The 26,915-nt window shown below is 51.8% G+C and carries 20 protein-coding genes; 15 read left to right on the top strand and 5 right to left on the bottom strand.

Translation table 11 applies throughout. The annotated features are described in order from the left end of the window. Positions 1-167: 167 nt before the first annotated feature. From ACS5NO_RS06970 to ACS5NO_RS06960, 3 genes are all read left to right on the top strand, one after another. Entirely contained in the window at positions 168-1,727 is a 1,560-nt protein-coding gene (locus ACS5NO_RS06970) for an alpha-amylase family glycosyl hydrolase (protein WP_439414455.1), read from the top strand. Between the two features lie 242 nt (positions 1,728-1,969). Then, positions 1,970-5,476, top strand: a complete 3,507-nt coding sequence (locus ACS5NO_RS06965) for a PVC-type heme-binding CxxCH protein (RefSeq protein WP_439414454.1) — start codon at positions 1,970-1,972, stop codon at positions 5,474-5,476. A 150-nt stretch (positions 5,477-5,626) separates the two neighbouring features. Beyond that, positions 5,627-6,934 (top strand): aminotransferase class V-fold PLP-dependent enzyme, encoded by a 1,308-nt coding sequence (locus ACS5NO_RS06960; RefSeq protein ID WP_439414453.1) that lies wholly within the window; start codon positions 5,627-5,629, stop codon positions 6,932-6,934. A gap of 63 nt (positions 6,935-6,997) precedes the next feature. Here ACS5NO_RS06960 and ACS5NO_RS06955 read toward each other — a convergent pair whose 3' ends face one another. Next, on the bottom strand, positions 6,998-7,477 hold the full coding sequence (locus ACS5NO_RS06955; RefSeq protein WP_439414452.1) for a hypothetical protein: 480 nt from the start codon (positions 7,475-7,477) through the stop codon (positions 6,998-7,000). Positions 7,478-7,629: 152 nt separating this feature from the next. Between ACS5NO_RS06955 and ACS5NO_RS06950 the strand changes: the two genes are divergently transcribed. Both ACS5NO_RS06950 and ACS5NO_RS06945 read left to right on the top strand, forming a co-directional pair. After that, a complete protein-coding gene (locus ACS5NO_RS06950; protein ID WP_114405778.1) occupies positions 7,630-8,550 on the top strand; it encodes an aspartate carbamoyltransferase catalytic subunit in 921 nt (306 codons plus the stop codon). Positions 8,551-8,596: 46 nt separating this feature from the next. After that, positions 8,597-9,190, top strand: a complete 594-nt coding sequence (locus tag ACS5NO_RS06945; RefSeq protein ID WP_439414451.1) for a Uma2 family endonuclease — start codon at positions 8,597-8,599, stop codon at positions 9,188-9,190. A gap of 7 nt (positions 9,191-9,197) precedes the next feature. Here the strand turns inward: ACS5NO_RS06945 and ACS5NO_RS06940 are convergent, their stop codons facing one another. Then, complete coding sequence (locus ACS5NO_RS06940; protein WP_439414450.1) at positions 9,198-10,016, bottom strand: HNH endonuclease family protein; 819 nt, start codon at positions 10,014-10,016, stop codon at positions 9,198-9,200. Positions 10,017-10,019: 3 nt separating this feature from the next. Continuing rightward, positions 10,020-11,330 carry an AAA family ATPase gene (locus ACS5NO_RS06935; protein WP_439414449.1) on the bottom strand — a complete coding sequence of 437 codons (1,311 nt, stop codon included), beginning with the start codon at positions 11,328-11,330 and terminating at the stop codon, positions 10,020-10,022. A 58-nt stretch (positions 11,331-11,388) separates the two neighbouring features. Here ACS5NO_RS06935 and ACS5NO_RS06930 point away from each other — a divergent pair, with 58 nt between their 5' ends. Further along, positions 11,389-12,651: a serine hydrolase domain-containing protein gene (locus tag ACS5NO_RS06930; RefSeq protein WP_439414448.1), complete on the top strand. Its 1,263-nt coding sequence runs from the start codon at positions 11,389-11,391 to the stop codon at positions 12,649-12,651. A gap of 115 nt (positions 12,652-12,766) precedes the next feature. Here the strand turns inward: ACS5NO_RS06930 and ACS5NO_RS06925 are convergent, their stop codons facing one another. Beyond that, positions 12,767-13,969, bottom strand: a complete 1,203-nt coding sequence (locus tag ACS5NO_RS06925; protein WP_439414447.1) for an FAD-dependent oxidoreductase — start codon at positions 13,967-13,969, stop codon at positions 12,767-12,769. A gap of 181 nt (positions 13,970-14,150) precedes the next feature. Between ACS5NO_RS06925 and ACS5NO_RS06920 the strand changes: the two genes are divergently transcribed. Both ACS5NO_RS06920 and ACS5NO_RS06915 read left to right on the top strand, forming a co-directional pair. Next, entirely contained in the window at positions 14,151-14,792 is a 642-nt protein-coding gene (locus ACS5NO_RS06920) for a cysteine hydrolase family protein (RefSeq protein ID WP_114405714.1), read from the top strand. Between the two features lie 195 nt (positions 14,793-14,987). Then, on the top strand, positions 14,988-16,994 hold the full coding sequence (locus ACS5NO_RS06915; protein WP_439414446.1) for a S9 family peptidase: 2,007 nt from the start codon (positions 14,988-14,990) through the stop codon (positions 16,992-16,994). 65 nt (positions 16,995-17,059) lie between these two features. Here the strand turns inward: ACS5NO_RS06915 and ACS5NO_RS06910 are convergent, their stop codons facing one another. Then, complete coding sequence (locus ACS5NO_RS06910) at positions 17,060-17,671, bottom strand: hypothetical protein (RefSeq protein ID WP_439414445.1); 612 nt, start codon at positions 17,669-17,671, stop codon at positions 17,060-17,062. A 255-nt stretch (positions 17,672-17,926) separates the two neighbouring features. Here ACS5NO_RS06910 and ACS5NO_RS06905 point away from each other — a divergent pair, with 255 nt between their 5' ends. The 7 genes from ACS5NO_RS06905 to ACS5NO_RS06875 all read left to right on the top strand — a co-directional run bounded on the left by ACS5NO_RS06905 (position 17,927) and on the right by ACS5NO_RS06875 (position 26,843). After that, the gene (locus ACS5NO_RS06905; RefSeq protein ID WP_439414444.1) at positions 17,927-19,186 is read left to right on the top strand and encodes an efflux RND transporter periplasmic adaptor subunit; all 1,260 of its coding nucleotides are present in this window, start codon (positions 17,927-17,929) and stop codon (positions 19,184-19,186) included. Next, complete coding sequence (locus ACS5NO_RS06900; RefSeq protein WP_439414443.1) at positions 19,176-20,678, top strand: TolC family protein; 1,503 nt, start codon at positions 19,176-19,178, stop codon at positions 20,676-20,678. Before ACS5NO_RS06905 ends, ACS5NO_RS06900 begins: the two co-directional genes overlap by 11 nt. 1 nt (position 20,679) lies before the next feature. Beyond that, on the top strand, positions 20,680-21,342 hold the full coding sequence (locus tag ACS5NO_RS06895; RefSeq protein ID WP_439414442.1) for an ABC transporter ATP-binding protein: 663 nt from the start codon (positions 20,680-20,682) through the stop codon (positions 21,340-21,342). A 110-nt stretch (positions 21,343-21,452) separates the two neighbouring features. After that, the gene (locus ACS5NO_RS06890) at positions 21,453-22,697 is read left to right on the top strand and encodes an ABC transporter permease (RefSeq protein ID WP_439414441.1); all 1,245 of its coding nucleotides are present in this window, start codon (positions 21,453-21,455) and stop codon (positions 22,695-22,697) included. Between the two features lie 105 nt (positions 22,698-22,802). Next, positions 22,803-23,957, top strand: a complete 1,155-nt coding sequence (locus tag ACS5NO_RS06885; protein WP_439414440.1) for an ABC transporter permease — start codon at positions 22,803-22,805, stop codon at positions 23,955-23,957. Between the two features lie 117 nt (positions 23,958-24,074). Then, complete coding sequence (locus ACS5NO_RS06880) at positions 24,075-25,457, top strand: sigma-54-dependent transcriptional regulator (RefSeq protein ID WP_439414439.1); 1,383 nt, start codon at positions 24,075-24,077, stop codon at positions 25,455-25,457. 90 nt (positions 25,458-25,547) lie between these two features. After that, positions 25,548-26,843, top strand: coding sequence for a sensor histidine kinase (locus ACS5NO_RS06875; protein ID WP_439414438.1), 1,296 nt, complete (start codon positions 25,548-25,550; stop codon positions 26,841-26,843). The last annotated feature ends 72 nt before the right edge of the window (positions 26,844-26,915 follow it).

Below are 26,915 nucleotides of genomic sequence, written 5' to 3'. Positions count from 1 at the left end.
GATCAACCCCGGATTTTATCCGGGGCTAGTGATATGACCCTTTCAGGGTCGTGGGTATGGTGTTGTGGTTTATTTGCCGATTTTGTTGTTGAATTTGGAGAAAAAACCGTTTTTACAAACTCCCGGCTGATTTGGCGGGTTAACCTTCTGAATCTTTTTTTAGTCCTATGATTGCCGACGCATCCGTCCCAACTCCTTTATCCGATTTAACATCACCCCTTTCTGATCAAACCGTTACCGGTCAAACCGGGGTGCATTATGAAATTTTCGTCCGGGCTTTCTGCGACTCCAACGGCGACGGCATTGGCGACCTCAACGGCGTGACCTCCAAACTGGATTATCTAAAAGACCTCGGCGTGTCGGCCATCTGGCTCATGCCCGTCAATCCGTCGCCGAGCTACCACATGTACGACGTGACGGATTATTACGGCATCGCGCCCGAATACGGTACGATGGACGACTTCCGGCGGTTGGTTTCGGAAGCGCACTGGCGCGGCATCAAGGTCATCCTGGATTTTGTGATCAACCACACCAGCCGCCAGCATCCGTGGTTTGTGGAAGCCTGTAAAAGCAAGGACAATCCGTATCACGACTGGTACGTCTGGATGAATCAGAAAGAAATCGACGCCCTGAACATTGCGACCCGCGAAACCACCGCCGACTCGCAGGAGAAAAATCCCTGGCACCGCGTGCCGGGCGCGCCGTTTTCCGAGAAATATTATGCCCTGTTCTGGAGCGGTATGCCGGATCTGAACTACGACAATCCGAAGGTCCGGGAAGAAATTTACAAAACCGGGAAGTTCTGGCTGACCGACGTCGGCGTCGACGGTTTTCGGCTTGATGCGGCCCGGCACATTTACCCGGAGTGGGAAGAACCAAAAAATCACCAGTTCTGGGAAGAATTTGGTCAGGTCATGGAAGCGGCCAAACCGGGTGTGTATACCGTCGGCGAGGTCTGGACGCGGGCCGAACGCATTGCGCCCTACTTCCGGGGACTAAAAGCCAACTTCAATTTCGACCTCAGCCTGGCCTTGCAGGAAATTCCGTATAAAGAGCGGGATACATCAGAAATCGTTCAGATGCTGGTGCGGAATCACTCAATTTTTGCCGAAGTGAATCCGAACTTCATCGACGCCATCATGCTCTCCAACCACGACCAAACCCGGATTGGGAGCTTTCTGAACGGCAATCTGAACCACCTGAAAGTGGCCGCCAGTCTGCTGCTGACACTACCCGGCAATCCGTACGTGTATTACGGCGAAGAAATCGGGATGCTGGGCGTCAAACCCGACGAAAACATCCGCGAACCGTTCCTTTGGAATACCGGCAAAAATGACCCGGAACGCGCCCGCTGGCGCAAAGCCCGGTATTCGACCAGCCGAACGGTTGTTCCGCTGGCGCAACAGCAAACCGACCCGAATTCGCTTTACAATCACTACAAAAAACTCATTCACTTCCGCAACAGCCACCCGGTTTTGAACGACAACCTGAGCAAACTGGAAGAAACGGGCATTCAGCACAAAAACGTGATTGCATTTGCCCGGAAATCCGGAAACCGGTCGGTGTTGGTCATCCACAACCTGACCAAACGGGGGCTGGATGCCGTTCTGTATCCTTCCGAACTGGCTGAAGGAAAGCAAATTGTACTGGACACGGCGGGGGGAGCCAAACTATTCAAAAATGGAAAAGTAAGGATTCCGGCGTATGGGTGTGTGGTGCTGGAGTAATCCGCTTCGAAACGAATCCATATCCAGGGCAGCGTGAAACCAGAAGTCGAAAAATAGTACCATAAATTGGAAAGAAAATAAAGGAAAGCCGCCTGAGCAGCCCGTATATTTGCTACACACCTTTTGAGTCGACGGTATCTTTCAGGAGCGCCCTTTCGCTCACCCTGCACCCTAGGGATGTCTGGAAACTACCGCCGGTTCAAGAGCATTCCTAACCCTTTTTACCGTAGCAGGCCAGGCCAATGCGAGCCCCTATTTACCAATTTTCTCTGCTGAGCTTTCTGCTCGTGGCAGGCTGTACGACGTACTGGCAGCAAAAAAAAGCCGCTCCTGCCCCGACGACCCAATTCCAACAACAACCCTACAGCGGCAACGCATTTGACGAACACATCCGCTCGACGGAGGCACGCTCACCGGCCGACGAACAGGCCGGTTTTACGCTACCCCCCGGTTTTGAGATCGAATTGTTTGCTTCCGAGCCGCAGATTGGCAAACCCATCAACCTGGCCTTCGATGCCAAAGGACGCCTGTGGGTCACGCAATCGGTGGAATATCCCTTTCCGGCGCAGCCCGGCAACGGTCACGACCGGCTCACGATCCTGGAAGACCGGGATCATGATGGCAAAGCCGACACTTTTATCCCCGTCAGCGATACGCTCAACATTCCCATCGGTATTTTGCCGGTTCAGGACGGAGCCGTGGCGTTCAGTATTCCGAACGTGTATCAACTGACCGATGCCAACGGGGACGATCAAATCGAAACCAGCCGTCGGCTGCTGGGGCCGTTTGGCTTTAAAGACACGCACGGCATGGTTAATCACTTCCGACGCGGCTTCGACGGCTGGATTCATGCCTGCCACGGATTTACGAACCTGTCGAAAATTGCCGGAACCGACGGCGATTCCCTGACGCTCGGTTCCGGCAACACCTTCCGGTTTCGAGCCGACGGCAGCCGGGTGGAACAAACGACCTTTGGCCGCGTCAATCCATTCGGCCTGACGTTCGACGACTGGGGTTACCTGTATTCCTCCGATTGCCATTCCTCCCCGCTTTACCAATTGATTCGGGGAGCCGAATACCCGTATTTTGGCCGCTTGCCGGAAGGAATCGGTTTTGCGCCCATCATGAAACCGCACGAACGGGAAGCCACCGCCCTATCGGGTCTGGCCCTCAGCAGCGGCACCACCTTTCCCGAACCGTATCGCAACAGCCTGTTCATGGGCGACGTCGTGAAATGCCGCATCTACCGCAGTTCGTATGCCTTCAAAGGCTCGTCGCCGGTGGGGAAAATGGAGGAAGATTTTCTGCGGAGTACCGACCCCTGGTTTCGGCCCGCCGACATTGTGCAAGGTCCGGATGGCGCGTTATACATTGCCGATTTCTACAACCGCATCATTGGCCACTACGAGGTGCCGCTCGACAACCCTGGCCGCGATCACCTCCGGGGCCGCATCTGGCGCATTACCTACAAAGGTCAGGTGGACAAAAACGGTCTGAAAGACTGGACGAAAGCAGGCATGAACGAACTGCTGGACGGTTTATCGGCTGACAATTTATCTGTCCGCATGACCGTGGCCGACCAGTTGATTCACCGCATCGGCAAAGCCGCCGTCAAACCGGTTGAAGACTTTTTGAACCGACGCAAAACCGCCGAAACCGCTTACGCGCAGGGTTTGTGGGTCCTGCACCAATTGGGCGAATTACGGAATGAAAGCCTGCTCAAAGCCCTGCAAAACCCTCAGGCGTTGATTCGGACGCACGCATTGCGCATCATCCGGGAAATGAAAACACCCGGAACGGTCTTTCAAGCCCCGGTGCAATTGGCCCTGAGCGACGCGAATCCCCACGTTCAGCGGGCTGCGGTGGAAGCCATGACGGTTTTTCCGACGCTGGAAACCGTAAAAACACTGGTGGCTTTTCAGCAAAAAATACCGGCTTTCGATACGCACCTGGCCTACACCACCCGGCTTGGCCTTCGGGATTTAATGCGGGCAAAACCGTTAGGAACCCAGGCCACACTGACAGCCTGGAGTCAGACGGATCAAATCGCCCTGACCGAATCCCTGATTGGGGTCAACACGGTGTATGCCAGCGAGTTTCTGTTAAAAACGCTAAAAACCGTTTCCCTCCCGAAAGAAACGGAGTTGAAGATGCTCCGCCAGACGGCACTCTATCTGCCAGTTGCCCAACGCGATGATCTGGTGCGGTTTATCATCCGGAAATACCAGGGCGATCCGGGGAGCCAGTACAAGTTGTTCACGGTGATTCAGCAAAGCATCAAACAGCAAGGCGGTCAGGTTGATGAATCCGTTCGGAAATGGGGCATTGCACTGGCACAGAGCCTGATCGTGTCCCCGGCACCGGACTGGACGTACGCGCTTGAAGGGAATCTATACCTGAAAGACCTGCCGGTGGCGATTCGGATTCCGCCGGTCACCACACTGTTGTCACCCGACATTCGGATGTTTGGCTTTGATCTGGGTGGGCTCAAAGGCGTTGTCCGGTCGCCGGTTTTTACGGCTCCTGCGTCGCTGGAATTTTCAACGGTGAACTACAATCTCAAAACCAACACCGATCCCGAAAACCGGGTGCAGTTGCGACTGGCCGACGATACGACCCAGATCATTGCCCGAAAGTCCTTTCTGAAAGCAAATGATTATCAGGCCGAAACCGTCACCTGGAATTTACAGGCCTATCAGGGCAAACGCGTGTATCTGGAAGTGATCGACCAGGCGTCCGGGCTGATCTGGGTGGGCAACTTTAAAACGAACGCCATCCAGGTTCCGGCCATCAACCCGAAGGAACAGGGTGAACAACAACGGTTTGCGATCGAAACCGCCGGAGAATCGGGCATTTCGGCTCTGGAGCCAACGATTCAAAAGTTGCTGGCGAGTCCGTCGACGGCTTATTTTATCAAAGTGGCCAGCCTACGGGCGCTGCTTCGACTGGCTCCCGAGCGGTATGCGACCCAGGCGGTTTCTTTCCTCTCCGATGACTCATCGCCCCAGCCGTATCGCAAAGAGATTGCCGGAATGCTGGGCGAATTTCCGCTGGCCCAAACCGGGAAGGCACTGGCCGACGGACTGAAGAAAACGACGGGCGATGTGCAGCTCGAACTGCTGAAGGCGTTGGCCACCACGTCAGACGGCAAAGACCTGATTCTGAAACAAGTCCGGAACGGTATTTTATACACCCGGATTTTGCGGCAACCGGGTCTGGAAGACCGGCTGTTGCTGAACGCCAGCCCAAAACAACTGGCCGAATTTACCCAATTAACTGCCAACTTAAGTCCAATTGACGAAACTCGGGAAGCACTCATCAAAGACCGGTTGGCGCACCTGGACGCTTCGGCCACCGGTGGGCGGCAAATTTTTATCCAGAACTGCTCGCCCTGCCACCAGATCAACAAAGAGGGCGGGATGATTGGCCCGCAGTTGGACGGAATCGGCAGTTGGGGCAGTCAGTCGCTGGCCACCAAAATTCTGGACCCGAACCGGAACATCTCGGAAGCGTTCCGAACCTATACGATCAAACTGAAAAACGGCAGCGTCAAAACCGGGTTGTTTCGCCGGGAAGAGGCCGCGTCAGTGGTGTATGCCAATGCGGCTGGTGAGGAATTTTTTGTGCCGAAAAAAGACATTGCCGAAAGTCAGGCGTCCCGGTATACGCTGATGCCCGACCATTTTGGCCAGACGATTCCGCAGGCTCAGTTCAATCAGTTGCTGGGCTATTTACTGAGTGTCAAGTAAAACCGCCACCGGTTTCGGGGCTTTTGGTGCCGTATTTTCCGAAAGCTCTCCGGCTGGTGGGGGTAGTTTGTATCATTTTCCGGGCCGAATGACTATTTCCTGGTAAATGGAAGTCGTGAAATCCGGCCAATTTCTCACCTTTGCAGTACTATGTCACAAAACCGTCGAAATTTCGTCAAAAAGCTGGCTGCTGCCGGCAGTGCTTTCTCGCTCAACAGCCTGTTCAACACGGTCCACGCTGCGGATTGGGCCGTTGCCAACGAGCGGGTTCAGCACCTCAGCACGTTGCAGGTTGCGGCCGACGAAGACTATTGGGCGACCATTCAGCAAGGCTATACGGCTTCTTCATCGAGCATTATCATTCTGAACAACGGGGGCGTTTCGCCATCTCCGCTGGTGGTGCAACAGGCCGTCGAACGCTACAACCACATGGTGAACCAGGGGCCGTCGTATTACATGTGGCGGATTCTGGATCAGGGCCGCGAGCCGGTGCGGGAAAAACTGGCGCTGCTGGCAGGGACGTTGACCGACGAAATTGCCATCAACCGCAACGCCACCGAAGCGCTCAATACGGTTATTTACGGGCTCGATCTGGCGAAGGGCGACGAGGTGATCGGCACGTTGCAGGATTACCCCAACATCATTCAGGCGTGGCGGCAGCGGGCGCAACGCGAGGGCATCGTTTACAAACAGCTCAGTTTCAATTTCCCGATCGAAGATGACGAGCAGATTGTCCGAGAATACGAAAAAGCCATTACGCCCAGAACCAAAATCATCCACGTCACGCATGTCATCAACTGGGTAGGCCAGATCATGCCGGTTCAGAAAATCTGCCGCATGGCGCACAAACACGGCATCGAGGTGGTTGTGGATGGTGCGCACTCGTTTGGTTTGCTGGATTTTAAGGTATCTGAACTCGGTTGCGATTACTTCGGAACGAGCCTCCATAAGTTTTTATCGGCCCCTGTCGGCACCGGCATGTTGTGGATCAAGAAAGAGAAAATATCCAAAATATGGCCATTGCTGTGCAATAGCCAGCCAAAAAGCGACGACATCCGCAAATTCGAGACGCTCGGCACGCGGAGTTTTCCGATCGAACAGGGCATTGGGGAAGCCATCAATTTTCACAATGGCATTGGCAACAAACGCAAGGAAGAACGGGTGCGGTATCTGAAAAACTACTGGGCCGAAAAAGTGCTGAAGTTCCCCGGCGTCCGGTTGTCCACGTCGCTGAAATCCCAGTTTTCGTGCGGGATTTGCGGGGTGAGCATAGACGGCATGACGCCCGGCGAAGTGGAAGGCAAGCTCATGTCGAAATACAAAATCAATACCTCTCCGACGGTTTGGGAAAACATCAGTTGCGTTCGGGTGACACCCCATGTCTACACGACATTGACTGATCTGGACAAACTGGTGCGGGCGATTGGCGAAATTGCAGCGGAGAAAAAGAAGGCCTGAGGTGGTGAAAGGCGATGCTTTTTCACGCTTTCTCAATGGACCTCATTAAACCAATCTATGGTATCACCGCACAAGTCCTGTTTGTTTTCCTGACAAACCAATCAAAATCGCCCAAAAAATCAGGGGCGTAATCAGTTGGCGGTGATCGGCCGGATCGTTGGCTGGTATAAAACCGTCCTGTTTTGCGCCGTACAGCACCAGAACCGGATCACCCGGCTTCAGATTATCATACAAGTCTTTCGAAACCGGCATCGACCGCTCCTGATTCCGGAATTGAAAAACCGCCTGGTAGCGAAACCGTTTCGCCCGGCTTTTTTGCGTGCCTTTCCCCACCACGGTTCGCTCGGTTCGCTGAACGATCACGGCCATCGATTGCCCGGTTTTCCGGATTTGGTAGAAATTTCGATAATACGCCACGGTCGTGTTCGTAAAAAACAAAGTCGTGAAACCCAGCGTAAGGCTCAGTGTAAACCGGAGGAGTTGTTGCCGGATCGCAACGCTATTCCGTGGAAAGACGGGATGATAAGTCAGTTGCCAGATCATGGTACCGAAGACGATGAGAAGGTGATGATGCGTTTGTCACTTGCTTATCCCGGAAAAGCGAAAAGGTTATCAGACCGATTAAGTCAGCCCTGAATTTGAAAACCGGCGTTGCAAAAGCTATCTTTGCCAAACTTTTCCTCCTCATTCGCGCCATGCAACAACTCAGCGTCCGACACCTGCTGGGCATTAAGAACCTGACCGAGAACGACATTCAGCTCATTTTGGGAACGGCTCGCGAGTTCAAAGACGTCATTAACCGACCCATCAAAAAAGTGCCGTCGCTGCGCGATATCACGATTGCCAACGTTTTTTTCGAAAATTCGACCCGCACCCGGCTGTCGTTCGAGCTGGCCGAAAAGCGGTTATCGGCCGATGTCGTCAACTTTTCGGCTTCGGGCAGTTCGGTCAAAAAGGGTGAGACGTTGCTGGATACCGTCAACAACATTCTGGCGATGAAGGTCGACATGATCGTCATGCGCCACAGCAGCCCCGGCGCCCCGCACTACCTGTCGGATCGCATCAAAGCCAACGTCGTCAACGCGGGCGATGGCACCCATGAACACCCGACGCAAGCCCTGCTCGACTCGTTTTCCATTCAGGACAAGCTGGGCGATGTTGCGGGCAAACGCGTCGCCATCATCGGTGATATTCTGCACTCCCGCGTGGCCTTGTCGAACATTTTCTGTCTGCAAAAACAAGGCGCGGAGGTGATGGTTTGCGGCCCTACGACGCTGATTCCCAAACACATCAACGAACTGGGTGTCAAAGTGAGCCACGACGTTCGGGAAGCCCTCAACTGGTGCGACGTCGCCAATGTGCTGCGGATTCAACTGGAGCGGCAGCAGATCAAGTATTTTCCGTCGCTGCGGGAGTATTCGCTCTACTACGGGATTTCCAAAAAGATGCTGGACGAACTCGACCGCCCGATTGTGCTGATGCACCCCGGCCCCATCAACCGGGGCGTCGAACTGACCTCCGACGCGGCTGATTCGCACCATAGTATCATTCTGGATCAGGTGGAAAATGGCGTGGCGGTTCGGATGGCGGTGTTGTATCTGCTGGCGCAGATGTAGACACTATTCTGTCATTTGTGTTATATTTGGTAAAAGGCCGTGCCCTATGCTTGCGACCATTCAGACTTCCGACCACCTGACACTTCACCCGCCCCGTCAATACCGGTTTGACGACGAGTACTTTTTTGCCTTGTGTCAGGCTAATCAAGATCTGCGTCTGGAGCGCGATGCCGACGGAAATATTATTCTTATGCCCCCCACCGGATCTGAAACAGGACGTTATAACGCCAACCTCAATGGCGAAGTATGGAGTTGGAACCGCAAAAAGCAAGCGGGCTACGTATTCGATTCATCGACTGGTTTCACACTTCCCAACTCGGCCGTTCGGTCGCCGGATGTGTCTTGGATTCGTAAGGATCGCTGGGATCAATTACCCAAAGAAAAGCAGGAAAAGTTTGCCCCTATTTGCCCTGATTTTGTGATTGAAATCCGATCCAAAACGGATTCGACCCAGGAACTCAAAGCCAAAATGGAAGAATACCGCGAAAACGGCTGTCGGCTCGGCTGGCTCATCGACCGGATCGAGAAAACCGTCTTCATTTATCGGGAAACCGGAGCGATTGAGATTCAGACGGGCGAGCAGGTAACGCTTTCGGGGGAAGCGGTTTTGGAGGGGTTTGAAGTAACAGTGACTTTTTAAAAATTCATTAGATTACCGGTAATTCCGGAAAATTATTCCGCACCATTAGCGCAAAGGGTGAGCCCGATTTAGCGGCAACATTAACAAATAGTTTGGCAATTTTTATTAACAATTCGATCTCTTCCCAGGCGAGGTTGAACGATTGACTAAACTGCGCTTTCACGGGTTCGGTTATGGTGTCTAAATCGACCCTTGCCAAAAATACGTTGTTACGAACATTCTGTAAATGGGCTTCTCTGGCAGCATTTAGTTTAACCCGATAGATCCCATACCCCCGGATAGAGTTCTTTCCTTTCTGGGTTTTATGAATAATGATATGGCGGTTAAAGTGAATATGGTTTTCCGCTTCATCGTCTGAAGGGTGAATGAGGGCTACTGATTCTAAACGATAATCCTGTAAATGATTTTTAGCTCTTTTGGCTTCGTCTTCCAACGGAAAATAGTTTTTTTTATGGCGTTGATTACAAATCTGGCACGAGAAATAGAGATTTTTCCAGTCATAACCCAACCAATAATAGCCGGGACGATTCAGCTTTCCACTTAGGGTAATTGTATAGCCCGCTTTGGGCCTGAAATGTTCAACATCTCCGTAACCATTCGCCGTAAAATCAGCCTCACAAAAACAACATTTTCCGTTTTGTTCAGCAATCAATTGCTCTTTTACCGATGCGTCACCGTAGATGTCACTGTCAATTTCAAACGTATCGGTTCCATTATCGTAAACGGCTGGGTTTGTTTCGTAGAGCTGGCAATTTTTGGTCGTTTCCAAAACCCCTTTTATGGCTAATCTGGCGGGAACGGCGTCCGATTTAATGATCCGTACCATCGCTTATCCCTGTTGTTGTTTACGCAACGCTTCCGCCAATTGCTGAATAATCGTCTCCGCTTTAATTTCAGCGGCATCGCGACCGGAAGGCACAAATCCGATTTCACTATCCAGCTCTTTCAACCGGGCTTTCTCAGGCTTCGCCAGCCTTTTTTTCGCCAACAAACCATCCCGCTCGGTGCGTAGCTGAGAAACCCGCTCGGAGCGGTCCGAGTCCAAACCGAACAACTCACTGGTCAGAATCTGATCCAATCGCCAGTTGCGCACATCGACCGGATCATTCTCGACGTGTACTTCATTCCCCACCCGCTTCAACAGAATGATATTCGCATCCCCCGCCGATTGCACAATCAACGGGCTATGCGCCGTCACAATAAACTGCGTATTCGGAAAGGTTTCTGTTAAAAACCGAATGATCGTGCGCTGAAATTTCGGATGCAAATGCAAATCTATTTCATCGACTAAACAGATGGCGGATTCAGCTAAGGGGTTTTCGCTATTAGGATAATGTTCTAATAACCCTTTAGCTAAATCAGCCATCCAAGCAATAAGTGTTTTGTAACCTAAGTTCAATTCATGAAGTAATACTTCACCATAATGCGTTTTAAAATATACTCTTGGAACTTCAGAACCGTTTATTTTAACAATTTTACTTTTTATTTCGAAAACTTCCTCCTGAAACAATTTCAACAAAATATCTTTAACTATTTCGAGACGCTTATAATAATTGTTACCATCTTTTAATGCAAAAAATTCTGATTGAATTAGCCACTCTTCTGTGTTTACTAAATCAGAAGATTCAACAAGTAAGCTTTTAATTCTACTTTCTTGTTTATTAGTAATTGCAGATTCTCCGATTCTTCGAGTAGCGCCATATGCAAACAACAAAGGAGGTTCTAAGTTTTTGAATCTACCTTTTTTATCGTAAGCAGAAGTACGAAGATGAGTCCCCCCCATTGGTGCTATTGTTCCATCTGATAATTCTACAAGCCTTGGCGAAAAACTTGCTATATCCTTTTCAAAGCTATCAGCTAGTTTTCCTTCTAGATGAGAATGAATCATTATTTTCGTTTCATCACCTCTTGAGAGTGATATATATGTATCATAATCTTGAGCATAATATCCACTTCCATATTCTGAATTAATCGTGTAACATAGCCCCTTCAAAACCGTCGTCTTCCCCGTCCCATTATCCCCCAGAATCACATTCCACTGCGCAGCATTTCCGTCTTTGGTGAAGTTAATCGTTTCTTTCCGACCAAACGAGCGGACATTTTCCAGCGAAATACTTTTGAACCAGACGCGCGGTGTCATACTTTTTCCCATTTTTGATGAAAATTACGTCTTTACCCCATAACCTCAAATACCGTACATGGTTAAATACATACTTTTAAGCTTCCTGCTTACCGTAAATCTTGCCGTTGCCCAACCCACCCAAACCTTCACCACCGCCAAATCCCCCGCCGATGCCGGGTTCTCCGCCGAACGACTCAAACGGATTGACAATTTTCTCCAGGGTCTGATCGATCAGGGAATAGCCCCCAATGCCGTCACGTTCGTCGCCCGGAATGGCAAGATTGTTCATTACAAAGCGTTCGGTTACAGCAATCTGGAAAAGAAAACACCACTCAAACGCGACGATCTGTACCGCATTGCCTCCCAGTCGAAAGCCGTGGTGACGGTTGCGCTGATGACCTTGTTTGAAGAAGAGAAATTCCTGCTCGACGATCCGATTTCCAAGTACATTCCGGCCTTCAAAAATCCGCGGGTGCTGGTGAGCGTCGATAAGGAGAAAGTCACCTACGAAACCCGCCCGGCGAAAAGCGAAGTGACCATCCGGCAGTTGCTGAGTCACAACGCCGGGATTCCTTATGACCATCCGCTCGACCAGCGCCCGGAATTCAAAGTGCCGTTTTACAACTCGATCCAGCCGGATAAACTCGAAGACGTCGTTAACCGGATTGCCGCCCGCCCGCTTACCAAAGACCCCGGTGAAGCCTTCGTATATGGATTGAACACCGACATCATTGGCCGACTGATTGAAATTCTGGCCGAAAAACCGCTGGATGTGGCCCTGCGCGAACGGGTGCTGGAACCGGTCGGCATGAACGATACCTATTTTTATCTCCCCGCCAACAAAGCCAGTCGGCTGGTGGAACTCTATTCCAAAAGCAGCCCCGAAAAACCGCTGACCCTGCACGAAAACAACGTCTACCGCTCGTTTGCGGTGGAAGGCGCCAAAACGTATTTTTCGGGCGGAGCCGGGTTGGTCAGCACGGTGGAAGATTACGCCAAATTCTGCCAGATGATGCTCAACGGCGGCAGCTTCAACAATAGGCGAATTCTGGGGCGAAAAACCGTTGAAATGATGCTGCGCAATCAGATCAGTGAGTCCAAAATCAACGCTTACAACGACAAATTTGGACTTGGTTTTCAAGTCAGCACACCGGAAAGCAGTTTTGGTGATGTAACCAGTCCGGGTACGTTCGGCTGGGGTGGTATGTATTGCTCCGAATACACCATCGACCCGAAAGAAAACCTGATCCTGCTGGTTTTTACCAATGTGCAGCCGTATGCGCACTCCAGTGAATTCCGACGAAAATTTAAAATTGCGGTGTATCAGGCGCTGGAGTGACTCGTTCAGGAATAATAAATGTAAAATGATAAATATCAAATGTAAAATTGATCGGTACAATGCTCTTTACTTTTACATTCGATATTTATCATTTTACATTTATCATTCGAAACCCTCAAACTACTTCCTTCTCCCACTGAACCTTATACGACAACACGGCTTCCGAGGCTTTGGCGCCCTGTTTGATGAAAAACGGCAGCACCAGATCGCGGAACCAGACGGCAACGGGATGGGTCGCCACTTTCCCGTTGCCCGTCCGCCGGGCTTGGCGGACAATCTTCTCGACCCGCTTCCGGCGCAGGCTCTCGAACTTCGAAAAAGCGTGTTCCACCTTTAGCGAATCGCGCAGGCACTGGGCCAGCACGGCGGCATCTTCGAGGGCCAGCGATGCGCCCTGTCCCGAATGGGGTGAGGTTGCATGGGCGGCATCGCCCACCAGACAAACCGGCCCCTTATGCCAGGCTGGCAGCGACGGCAGGTCGTAGACCGGCCATTTGCCGATTTCGCCGGGGGTCGACTGAATAATCTCCGGAACCGGGGCCGGGTCGTTGCCGTGGTTGCGGAGCAACTGCTGCCGCCAGACTTCGCTGGAAATAGCATTCAGTTCGTTCCGTTTCGGTTCGCTGGGCCAGGCCACGTTGCTGAACCAGTAAACTTCGCCGTCTGGTTTGGCGATGTACCCGAAAAAGGCTTTCTTGCCAAATATCATCTGCATGGCCCCGGAGGTCGACAAACCGGGCGGGCATTGGGCAAAACCACCACAATCGACAACCCCGGTATAGGTCGGTTTAGGGGCATTCGGAAAAACCAGTTGGCGGGTTTGGGAGTGAATCCCATCACACCCAATCAGGAAATCCCCCTCGGCTTGCGAGCCATCTTCAAACCGGGCCGTTACGCCCTGAAAACCGTTCAGTTGAATCCCGCTAAGCTTCTTACCAAACCGAACCGGAATGTTCCGCCGAAGGGCTTCATCGCGCAGGATTTGGTGCAATTGTCCCCGTTTGATCATGACGTTGCGGCTTCCAAACCGTTCCTCTTCGTCGCAGCTTTCCAGTTGAGCCAACTGCTTGCCGTCGCTATTGAAGAAATCCATTCCCACCGAATGAAAACCGTCTTTTTCCAGCAGGTAATCGATGTCCAGCGCTTTCAACACGTTGACGCCGTTGGGAGCCAGGTTCAGAAACGCACCTGCTTCGTCCAGGCCGGCGGGTTGTGATTCGTAGATTTCGGCGTCAATGCCTGCCTGCTGTAAAAAAAGGGCTACCACCGGGCCGGCAATGCCGCAACCGATGATGAGGGCTTTCTGGGGAGTCGTCATGGTCGTTCTGCTGATTGAATAGCCAAAAGTAGGACGGCCTGTCCATCCATGCCCGGCGATTTTCGTGAACCGCCATTTTTGGCCGACGAGCGAACAATTCCAACCGACCGGGCGCGTTGCTTTTCTATACAACTGGAATTGTCTAGCTTTAACGTTCACCTTTTAACACACCCCTCAAGCCATGAATGCATCGAAAACCGCTCTGGTTCTGATCGAGTATCAAAACGATTTCACCTCGCCGGGAGGCAGCCTGCACGACGCCGTCAAAGGCGTGATGGACTCCACCAACATGTTGGAAAATACGAAAGACGTTCTGACGAAAGCCCGTGAAGCCGGGGTTACGATCATCCATTCGCCAATCAGTTTTCACGAAGGCTACTACGAAATTACGGCCCATCCCTACGGCATTTTGAAAGGCGTGGTCGATAGCCAGTCGTTTCGGAAAGGCAGTTGGGGCGTCGAGATTGTCGATGATGTGAAGCCGGAGTCGGGCGAGATCGTGCTGGAAGGTAAACGTGGCCTCGATGCATTTGCCAGCACCAACCTGGATTTTATTCTCCGCAGCAAAGGCATCGAAACCATTGCGCTGGGCGGTTTTCTGACGAACTGCTGCGTGGAATCGACCATGCGGTCCGGTTATGAAAAAGGCTTTGAAGTGATTACCTTAACCGACTGCACGGCCACCCTGAGTGAAGAAGAACAGAAATTTGCCTGCGCCAAAAACTTCCCCATGTTCTCCAAACCGATGACCCACGACCAGTTTGTGGAAGAACTGTCGGGCGAAAAAGTGACAGAAATTGAAGGACGCGGATACTCGGCGTAAAGAAGAAAAGAATTTTAAATGGTAAATGATGAACGCTAAATGTAAAAGTGAACGGCACCTGGATACTTTTACATTTAGCGTTCATCATTTACCATTTAAAATTCTCTCTTTTCAACTACCACACCAAGGCACTCCCCTCGATTTCAACTTCTTTTTTCTTTAACTTACCAACTTCATCCTTGACCAACCGTTGTTATGAAGAAGGTATCCCTGCTGTTTTTTACGTTTTGGCTGGCTACGGCGGCAATGGCCCAGGTTCCGGCGCTCATCGACCGGCAGCTAATTTTTGGCGATCCCGAAATTATCGGCGCGCAGCTTTCGCCCGATGGGGCCTACATGTCGTTCATCAAACCGTATAAAGGAACCCGCAACATCTGGGTCAAAAAACGCGATGATCCGTTTACAGCGGCCAAACCGGTGACGGCCGACACGACCCGGCCCATCGCCAATTATTTCTGGTCGCGGGATGGCAAATATGTGCTTTACGTGCAGGACAAGGGCGGGAATGAGAATTTCAATATCTACGCAGTTAGCCCTTCCGAGGGTCTGAAAGCCAGCACTGTACCGGCGGCCCGCAACCTGACCGATGTCAACGGGGTGCGGGCGGCTATTTATCGGGTTCCCAAAACCGACCCCAATACGCTGTATATTGGCCTGAACGACCGCGATAAAGCCTGGCATGACCTTTACAAACTGAACCTGACTACCGGCGAAAAAACGCTCGTTCGCAAGAATACCGACCGGGTTACCGGCTGGATTTTCGACTGGGACGACAAACTGCGGCTCGCCACCAGTACCGCAGCCGACGGCAGTTCCGAAATTCTGCGGGTCGATGAGGCCGGTATGACCAAAATCTATTCAACGACGATTTATGAAACCAGCTATCCCATTGGTTTTCACAAGGATAATCAGCGGGTTTATCTGGTCACCAACAAAGACAAGTCGGATCTTCAGAAACTGATTCTGCTCAACCCGGTTTCGCTGAAAGAGCAGTCGGTCGAATCCGATCCGATGAAAAAGGTGGATTTCGGAAGCATTCTTATTTCGGAAGTGACCCGGGAACCCATTTTTACGACCTACACCGACGACCGGCTACGCCGGTACTGGAAAGACAAACTGTTTGAAAAAGACTTTCAGTTCATTCTGCGGGAACTTCCGGGCGTCGATGTTCTATTCGGTTCGGCCACGGACGATGAGCAATACTGGCTGCTGTCGGCGACGAGCGACACCGACCCCGGTGCCACGTTTCTGTTCGACCGCAAAACCAAAGAGCTGACGTTCCAATACCGCCCCCGCCCCAAACTGCCGATCAACGACCTGGCCCGCATGGAAGCCATCCGGTATAAATCATCCGACGGCCTGGAAATCCCGGCTTTTCTGACCTTGCCCAAGGGCCGTGACCACAAGAATCTGCCGGTGGTGATTGTTCCCCACGGCGGACCGTGGGCGCGTGACGCCTGGGGGTATAACTCGTACCACCAGTTTCTGGCGAATCGGGGGTATGCGGTTTTGTCGATGAATTTCCGGTCGTCGACCGGCTACGGCAAGCAATTTCTGAACGCGGGCAACAAACAGTGGGGCGAAAAAATGCAGGACGACATCACTTGGGGCGTCAAATACCTGATCGATCAGGGCATTGCCGATCCGAAGCGCGTCGGCATCATGGGCGGTTCCTACGGCGGTTATGCCACGCTGGCGGGCCTGGCCTTCACGCCCGACGTCTACGCGGCTGGTGTTGCCATTGTCGCACCGTCCAACATCATCACGCTGCTGAACTCGATTCCGCCCTACTGGGAGTCAGTTCGGAAAACGTTCTACGAGCGCATGGGCGACCCCAACACGCCCGAAGGCAAAGCGCAATTGATGAAACAATCGCCGTTGTTTTCTGCCGACAAGATCAAATCACCCTTGCTGGTGGTGCAGGGCGCCAACGACCCGCGCGTCAACAAAGCGGAGTCCGACCAGATTGTGGTGGCCCTCCGCGACCGTGGTTTTCCGGTCGAATACCTCTGTGCGCCCGATGAAGGCCACGGTTTTGCGCGGCCCGTCAACAACATGGCGATGCTGGCCCTGGCAGAGAAGTTTCTGGCCAAACACCTGGGCGGCCGGTTTCAGGAATCCATGCCGGAGAACGTGGCCAAACGGTTGAAGGAGATCACGGTAGATGTGAAAACCGTGCAGTTGGCGGATAAGAAACCCTGACAGCGGTTGAAGGTGTATGCTTAATAAAAAATTATGCCCCATGAATACGGGGCTTTTTTTATAGCTCAAAACCGGGCACCAACGCCAACCGTCAGCAGCGGCATAAACTCGCCGTCGATGATGAAATTTTGCCGAATGCCGAGATTCAGGTGTCGGTTTAGTTTATAATCGTAGCTAATCAGAAAGTTGCCAGCCGGACTTATCCGACGCCGACTTTCGATCCTATATCCATCCGGATTGCTGTAGGTCCAAAACTGCGTGTACATTTTATAGCGAACCCCGACACCAGCACCGATCAGAAAGAGACTTCGTGAATCATCCAGGGGTGCCCATACCGCACTCACAAAGCCCGCGACAATCGATTCATGCTGCACCCGCTTATTTTTCAAAAAGCTGGGTACAGCTACGTTCTCGGAACGATTGATGTTGATCTCGTTTTTAAATCCTTCGTGACGAGTTAAATACTGCACATTGCCACTTAAGAAAAAGCGTTTTTTCAACTCCCGCATGTACTCACCCGAAAAGGCAATCCCGCCTTTCATACCAGATCCCTCTCCCATATAAGGCCAGTGGGTACCGATGCCGACGCGAAGAATATTTTTTGAAACCGATTGACCATACGTTACCGCAAACCCGCTGATCACCAGAATCAGGCATAGTAAAGTTTTCGTTTTCATGAAAAATAGATGAATAAGATGATGGTATTTACCGCACGCCAATCAGTCCGTTTGCAAATTTCACTCGTCGATACAATTTATGAATATATCTAAATAAAACCTTTCAGATTGTAGTAATACCACCTCGTTCACTCCCGCACGACCCGTGCGAAACCGCACACTTTTAGAAAACCAAAAAGACAATAAACCTCTAACTATCAGCCATTTAACTACTGGCACATCGTTTGGATAGTCTCTGTCAAGGTATAACAACAAATGGATAGAGAATTAGCCCCCGAAATCGTCAGGCAAAGCCGGACCAAAAATTACCTCATCGTCTTTGTCGTGCTGGTCGTTGCCGGAATCGCGATTTACTTCTTCCGGCGTGTTTTAAAAACATCCGTCGAAGCCTCGCGCATCCGGACAGCGACGGCGGAGATTGGCCCGGTCGAGAATTCGCTGAGTGCCACGGGTGAAGTCATTCCGGCTTACGAACAAATCATCACCAGCCCCATCCGCGCCAGCATCCGGCGCGTCCTGCTGACCCCCGGCACGCAGATCAAACCGGGTCAGGCCATTCTGGATCTGGACAAATCGCTGACCCTCATTGAATTCGAAAAGATGAAAGATCAGTTGGCGCTCAAACGCAACAGCATCGAACAATTGCGGATGAAGCTCAACAAAAACCTCTTCGATGCCGAAGCCGACGACCAGATCAAATCCCTCAACATTAACCGGCTAAAAGCCGAACTGGAAGATGCCCGACGCCTGCTGAAAGTCGGGGGACAAACCCAGGAAGACGTCACCCGCGCCGAAAACAGCCTTCGCATTGCCGAACTGGAAAAGAAAAAACTGGAAAACGACCTTTCCTACAACCGCCAGTCGATGGGCGCCAGCCTGAAAGAAACCACCTTGCAGGCGCAAATCGAAGAGAAAAACCTGAGCGAACTGGATCGAAAACTGAATCAGGCCAACATCATCGCCGACCGACCGGGCGTGCTGACCTGGGTGAATGAGAACATCGGCTCGGCGGTCAACGAAGGCGAAATTCTGGCGAAACTAGCCGATCTGGGTAGTTTTCGGATTGAAGGCTCCTGCTCCGATGTCTACGCCGATCAGGTGAAAGCCGGTTTGCCGGTCATCGTCAAAGTCAACGAAACCAATTTGCGCGGCCTCATTACACAGGTAAAACCGTCGGTGAAAAACGGCGTCATTCAGTTCGTGGTGCAACTGGACGACAACCACCACGCGTCGCTCCGGCCCAACATGAAAGTGGAAGTCTTCGTGGTAACCAGCCAGACCGCCAAAGCCGTTCGGGTGGCCAACGGACCAGCGTTCAAAGGCAAGAAAAATCAGTTTGTTTACGTCCTGAATAACCAGGGAATCGCCCAACGCCGGGAAATGCAGGTTGGCTTGTCCAATTTCGATTATGTGGAGATCAAAAGCGGGATTCAGCCGGGCGAGCGCGTCATCATCACCGATTTGAGCGAGTTCGAGCATTTGCAGGAAATCACGATCGACAACCATGCAAACTGAACACGCTACCCCGAACAAGCCGCTGATTACTGAAAAAAAGACGGCTCTTCTGATTAGTCTTGGTCTTCTTGTGCTGCTTTTGCTGGGACATACCCTACAAGCCCAGCCGCAGTTGCTGACGCTCGACGATGTGGTGCAGATGGCAAAGTCGCAGTCGATTTCGGCGAAACAGGCGGCCACGCAGAAACAGACCAGCTATTGGCAATACCGGACGTTTCAGGCGGGTTTCAAACCGCAACTGAGCCTCGACGGTTCGCTGCCCAACTTCGAACGGTCCTTTATCCAGGTAACGCAGCCCGACGGAACAATTAGCTTCCAGCCGATTTCCAACAACAATTCGGTTTTGAATCTCTCGCTGAGCCAGAACATTGCGCCAACCGGCGGGTCGGTTTTCGTGCAGAAACAGATTCAGCGGTTTGACGATTTCGAGCGAAATAACCGGCTGTACAACGGCATTCCGTTTGCGGTCGGACTCCGGCAGCCGCTGTTTCAATTCAACCAAATGAAGTGGGATCGCAAAATTGAGCCGTTGAAATTTGAAGAAAGCAACCAGTTTTTCATCGAGTCGATGGAGAAAGTGACGGTTTCGGCCACGGGCTATTATTTTGATTTGCTGGTGGCGCAGGTCAATTTGCAGATTGCCGAAAAAAACCTGAGCAACAACGACACCTTGTATAAAATTGCCCAACACAAACTGGAACTGGGCAAGATTTCCCAGAATGACATCCTGCAATTGCAAATGGGCGTTTTGACGGCCAAAAAAGAGTTCGCATCGGCGCGCCAGAATGCCGAAATTGCCTCGCTGAGCCTGCGTTCGTATATGGGCTACCGCGACGACCGGAAACTGGAACTGGTGGTGCCGACCCACATTAGCGAACTTACCATCGACGTCCAAAAAGCCCTGAATGAAGCCTTCAACAACCGCTCCGACGCCATCGCCTTCCGGCGGAAAGCCTTGGAAGCCCAGCGCGATGTGGACAAAGCCCGCAAAGACAACGGTCTGAATGCCACACTGAATGCGGCTTTTGGTCTCTCGAACCGGGGTGCCAATCTGGGCGATATTTACATTCGCCCGCAGGATCGGGAATACCTCGAAGTGCAGTTTGTGCTGCCCATCATGACGTGGGGTCGCGCCCAGGCCCGAACCGAAACCGCCAAAGCCACGCAGCAGTTGGTGACGCAAACCGTGGAGCAGGACAAGCTAACGTTCGAACAGGCCATTTATACGCAGGTGACGCTACTGCAAATGCTCCAGCAGCAGGTGAAACTCACCGCCGAAGCCGACGCAATTGGCCAGCAACGCTACCAGATTGCCCAGAACCGCTTTATACTGAGTGATTTGAGCGTCACGGATTTAGGCATTGCCATGCAGGAAAAAGACCGCGCCCGGCGCGATGCCATTCTGGCCCTGCGGGATTACTGGACGGCTTTTTACACCATCCGGCTGCTGACGCTGTACGATTTTGAACGCAATGAAAAAATCAAATACTAACATGATCAACCTTACGAACATCGAAAAAGTGTACCGCACCAGCAGCATCGAGACGCTGGCGCTCAACAACATCAACCTCAACATCCGCAAGGGTGAATTTGTCTCCATCATGGGGCCATCGGGTTGCGGCAAATCGACGCTCCTCAACATCATGGGGCTGCTGGACGAACCCTCGAAAGGCACCGTCGAGCTGGATGGTCAGCGGGTGTCGACCTACCGCGACAAGGAACTGGCCCGGTTGCGCAACGAGAAAATCGGCTTTATCTTCCAGAGCTTCCACCTGATCAACGACTTATCGGTGGTCGATAACGTGGAAATCCCGTTGCTGTATCGTTCCACGAACGGAAAACCGCGCCAGACCTACGCCAAAGAAGCGCTGGAAAAAGTGGGCCTGAGCAACCGCATCAAGCACTTCCCGAAGCAGTTGTCGGGCGGACAGAAACAGCGCGTCGCCATCGCCCGCGCCATCGTTGGTAAACCGGAAATCATCCTGGCCGATGAACCCACCGGAAACCTCGACAGCGCGATGGGCAACGAGATCATGAACATTCTCCAGGGATTGAACGACGAAGGCGCCACGATCATCATGGTGACCCACGACGAAACCATGGCCAAACGCACGCATCGATTGATCCGCCTTTTTGACGGGACGCAGGTGCAATAAAATTGTGATTGAGCGAATGAGTGATTGAGTGAATAGATCAAAGATCATACGTTTCTATTTCCTTAGTCACCCGTCCACTCAATCGCTAAATCACTCAATCACTCAATGAAATGCTAACGAACTACATAAAAATCGCCTGGAAGGTGCTCTTGCGGCATCCGTTTTACACCTTCATCACGCTCTTCGGCATTAGTCTGACCCTGACAGTGCTGATGGTGCTGACCTCGTTTCTCGACCATTTGTTCGGGAGTCATTACCCGGAAACCAAACGCGACCGGTCGCTCTACGTCATGCAGATGCGAACCCAGGATTCGACCAGAACCGGCAGCAGTTCGGGGCCGATGAGCTTCAAGTTTTTGACGGAATACGCCAAATCGCTGAAAACCGCCGAGCGGGTCACGATCTGTACCTTTGTCAATAGCTCCAACGCCTACGTGGGTTCGCAGAAAATCAAGCTGAACACCAAGTATACCGACGCGGATTTCTGGGAAGTGACCGAGTTTGACTTTCTGGAAGGCAAGCCCTACAACGAGCAAAATATTGCCAACAGCGATCTGGTTGTTGTGATTACAGATGACTTCAAAAAGCAGTATTTTGGGAATGTGGCGGAATCGGTAATTGGCAAAGACGTCGAAATAGAAAGCATTCATTACCGCGTTATTGGGGTGGTGAGAGGCAGCCCGGTGACCCGGCCGTTTACCTACGCCGACGTGTATTATCCGTACACCACGCCTAAAAGTAATTACCAGCGAACCGGCATGCGGGGCGGTTACGTGGCGATTCTGCTGGCGAAAAAGACGTCCGATCTCAAAACCGTTCGGGATGAATTTCAGAGCCACATCGCCCGAATCCCGTTGCCGGGCGTTGAGGATGGGTATAAATATGCGTATGTGGAAGTGAAAAGCGAGCCGTATGTGGAAAATTTCGTCGGCACCCTCAACGGCAACAAAGGACTGAAAACCGTCTTTTTCGGTATCATTGCCTTTATCATGCTCATGTTGATTGGACTTCCGGCCGTCAACCTGGTGAACGTGAACGTCAGCCGGATCATGGAACGGGCCTCGGAAATCGGCATCCGGAAAGCCTTCGGCGCACCCGTCCAAACCCTCATGTGGCAGTTTATCATCGAAAACATTTTCATCACGCTGATCGGTGGCGGCATCGCTATCGTTCTAACCCTGATTGTCATACAACTCATCAACAGCAGCGGCATCATTGCCTACGCCGACCTGACCATCAATCTGAACGTATTCCTGGTCAGCCTGTTGGTCTGCCTCGTCTTCGGGCTCCTGTCCGGCGTCCTGCCCGCCCTGCGCATGTCAAAACTCAAAATCGCGGAAGCACTGAAATCTTAATGAGTGATTGAGTGATTTAGCTATTGAGTGATGCACTACCACAGAGTTAGTCACTCAATCACTAATTCGCTCAATCACACAATCACTCATTCACTCAATAATCTTATGATCCGACATCTTTTTAAATTAATCTGGAACAAGAAGAAAGCCCACTCGCTGCTGCTGGTGGAGATTTGGGCTTCGTTTCTGGTCCTCTTCGGACTGACTTCGCTGATTGTGTACAACGTCCGGAATTACCGCGAACCGCTGGGATTTGAATACCAGAATGCCTGGGCCATCAGCCTGAAAAGCAATGAAGATACCACCGAACTCGCCCAAAAAATCGAGATGATTTTGCAACGAGTCAAGGCGTACCCCGAAGTTGAATCAGCGTCCCGAATGAGTAACAATTTTCCGTTTTCACAGAGTTCGAGGAACAATGGCATCGATTATAATAAAAAGCATGTATTAGCAGATTTTTATGTAACCGATGAAAATTATGCCAAAACAATGGTGATTCCCGTTGTTGAAGGGCGCTGGTACCGAAGTGCGGATAGTGTCGGCAAATACTCGCCGGTTGTTATCAATCGGAAATTGAAGGAGGAATTGTTCGGCGACGAAAAACCGGTGGGGAAAATCATTAGCGAACGATTCAAAGTAACCGGTGTTGTCAATACGTTTAAGTCGAAGGGCGAATTTATGGTGGACAAACCGGCGTTGTTTGAAATGGTGGATGCGAAATCACCCTGGGACGATTTGCTGATGATTCGGGTAAAACCGGGAACCGATGCGGTTTTTGAAGCTAAAATGGTGAAAGCGATTACGACGATGGTAGCTGGCTGGAGCGTCGAAGTCGACCACCTGACGGATTCGCGAAAAACCACGCATAACCTGACCCTCGTGCCGGTTATTATCTTCCTGATCGTGTCGGGTTTCCTGCTGATCAACGTCGCCCTCGGGTTGTTCGGCGTTCTGAATCTGAGCATTGCCAAACGCCGGGGCGAAATCGGTTTGCGCCGGGCGCTGGGGGCCACCGGAAACGGTATTTCGCAACAATTCATCAGCGAAATCCTGGTACTGGCGACGTTTGCGCTCTTGATTGGACTCTTGTTTGCGATGCAATTCCCATTGATGAACGTCTTCGATATTCAGGCCGGTATATACTTGACCGCCATTGCCATATCGGTCGTGGTCATTTACGGGATTGTTACACTCTGCGCCCTCTTCCCCAGTCGCCTGGCCGCACGGATTCAACCGGCGGTGGCGTTGCATGAGGAATAATTTGACTGTTACACAGAGTTAATCAGAGAACATCAGAGTTTACCAGAGAAATACTTTGATTAACCCTGATTTCCTCTGATTAACTCTGTGTAACAACTTTTCACTATTTTGCTTCACATGCTCTTAATCATCGACGACGATATTGCCGTTCAGACCTCCCTTTCGCTCCTGCTGCGGAGGGATGGGTTCACCGTGAAAACCGCTGAGAACCCTGCGCAGGCCCTGGAAGCCCTCGACGCCGAAACGCCGGAACTGGTGTTGCTGGACATGAATTTTTCCATCGAAACCTCCGGCGAAGAAGGCCTGAAACTCCTGAACGTCATTCGGGCGGGCTACCCAACGGTTCCGGTGATTCTGATTACGGGCTGGGGAACCATCGATCTGGCCGTGCAGGGCATGAAAGCCGGGGCCAAAGACTTCATCACCAAACCGTGGCAGAATGACTATGTGCTGCAATCCATCCGCACGATTTTAAACCTGGCCCAGCCCAAACCAGCCCAACCGCTGTCGCCCAGCCGTCAGAAACTCGACCAGCAGTACCAGTTTGAACACATCGTCGGCGAAGACGCCAAGCTGCTCGACATTCTGGAAACGATCGGCCGTGTGTCGCCCACCGACGCGCCGGTTTTGATTACGGGCGAAAGTGGAACGGGCAAGGAACTGATTGCCGAAGCCATTCACCAGAACAGCCGACGCCGGAGCAAACCGTTCGTGAAAGTCAATCTGGGTGGTATTTCGTCGACCTTGTTTGAAAGCGAACTGTTCGGCCACCTGCGCGGGGCTTTCACCGACGCCAAATCCGACCGTGTCGGGCGGTTTGAACTCGCCAACAAAGGCAGCATCTTTCTGGACGAAATCGGCGACCTCGATCTGTCGAGCCAGGTCAAATTGCTGCGGGTTTTGCAGGACCGCACCTTCGAGCCCCTGGGCAGCAGCCGGAGCAAGTCCGTCGATGTACGCGTCATCTGCGCAACCAACCGCAATCTGGAAGAGATGGTCGCCAAAGGCACGTTTCGCGAGGATTTGTTTTACCGCATCAACCTCATCACCGTCAAACTTCCGGCCCTGCGCGAACGGCCCAATGACATTCCCCAGTTGGTCACCTACTTTGTCAACAACCTGAAAACCATCTACGAGCGGCCCCGGCTGACCATCAATCCGTCGGCGCTGAAATGGGCGCGAAACCTGGCGTTGCCGGGCAACATCCGCCAGTTGAAAAACATCGTGGAACGCACGGTTTTGTTATCCACCAAAGACGAACTGGAAATCAGCGACTTTCAGAAGCACGTTCCGCTTTCGACTGTTCGGCAGGAATCGGTGCGGTTACCCGAAATCGGCACCATCACGCTGGACGAACTGGAATTCCAGATGATTCGCCGGGCGATGGATTTCTACAACAACCGGGTTTCCAAAGTGGCACGGGCGCTGGGCATCACACGGTTTGCTTTGTATCGACGGCTGGAAAAATACGGAATCCCGTTTGATGGGAACGCGGATTAGACGGATTGAACGGATAAATAAATCTTTTTCAATCCGTGAAAATCCGTTTCAATCCGTTCAATCCGCGTTCCTATCGTTTATCTTGGATTCATGAAACTTTCCCTGCGGACCAAATACCTGCTCTACATCATCGCGATCCACGCGGCTCTGATTTTCCTCATTTTTAAATGGCTTCAGGAAAACAAGCTGCTGTTCATCGTTTCGGAGGTACTGGTGCTGGCTTCGGTGCTGGCAGCCATCCAGATTTACCGGGCTTTCGGGCAACCGTCGCAGTTTATTTCAGCGGGTATTGAAGCGATTAAGGACAAGGATTTTACGATCAAGTTTGTGCCCACCGGCAACCGCGAAGTCGACGGTCTGATCGACGTCTACAACCTCATGATCGACCGGCTTCGTGAGGAACGCACCAAACAAATGGAACAGCAGTTTTTTCTGGAAAAGCTCATCGAAGCCTCCCCCATCGCCACGCTGATTTTCGATTTTGACCGGCGGATTTCGTCGGCCAACCCGAAAGCAACGGCCTTGCTCCAACGCCCTGCGAACCAATTGACCGGACGGCATTTATCAGAAATCGACCACCCGCTGCTGAACCAATTGGCGCATTCGAACGACAGCGAAACCCGAACCCTGAAAGGAACGGGAATTGAAACCTACCGGATTCAGCGCTCCCACTTCATGGACCGGGGTTTCCGGCGCGATTTTATGCTGATCGAGGAATTAACGAGCGAGATTCTGGAGTCCGAGAAAAAAGCCTACAGCAAGGTGATTCGGATGATGGCCCACGAAGTAAACAACTCCATCGGTGCCATCAACTCCATTCTGAATGTCACCAAATCCTACATGGATGCGCCTGATCAGGAGGATGTTAGCCACGCGCTCCAAATCGCTATTGAACGCAACGACCGCCTAAATCTTTTCATGCGCCGGTTTGCCGATGTGGTCCGGCTCCCACCGCCCCACAAAAACCCCGTCGACCTGAACGAAATGGTGCGCAATGTGAGCCGATTGATGCACCCACAAGCGGCTGCGCGCGGGGTTGTGCTTCACCATGCGTTACCGCCCGATTCTGTCTGGGTTCCGGTGGATGTCGTACAACTGGAACAGGTGTTGGTCAATGTGATCAAAAATGCCATTGAAGCCTGCGTTGCCGGACAAACAGTCGATATTCTGGTAGCTCCTGAACACTTGATGATCCGTGATAATGGCCTCCCGATTAGCCCGGATCTGGAAACCAATCTGTTCAATCCTTTCTTTAGCACCAAACCCGACGGACAGGGCATCGGTCTCACCCTCACCCGCGACATTCTGCTCAACCACGGTTTTCCTTTTTCCCTCAAAACCAATCCGGACGGCTGGACGGAATTTACCATTCTGTTCGGGAAATAAGCGGTTTCTGTTTTTATTAATGCAACACAGTTGTATATCATTACGTAGTCCTTATTTTTGCAACATTGTTGC

The sequence above is a fragment of the Larkinella fluvii genome, assembly GCF_051857545.1.
Lineage (GTDB): Bacteria > Bacteroidota > Bacteroidia > Cytophagales > Spirosomataceae > Larkinella.
This window is presented reverse-complemented; position numbering and strand designations above follow the sequence as displayed.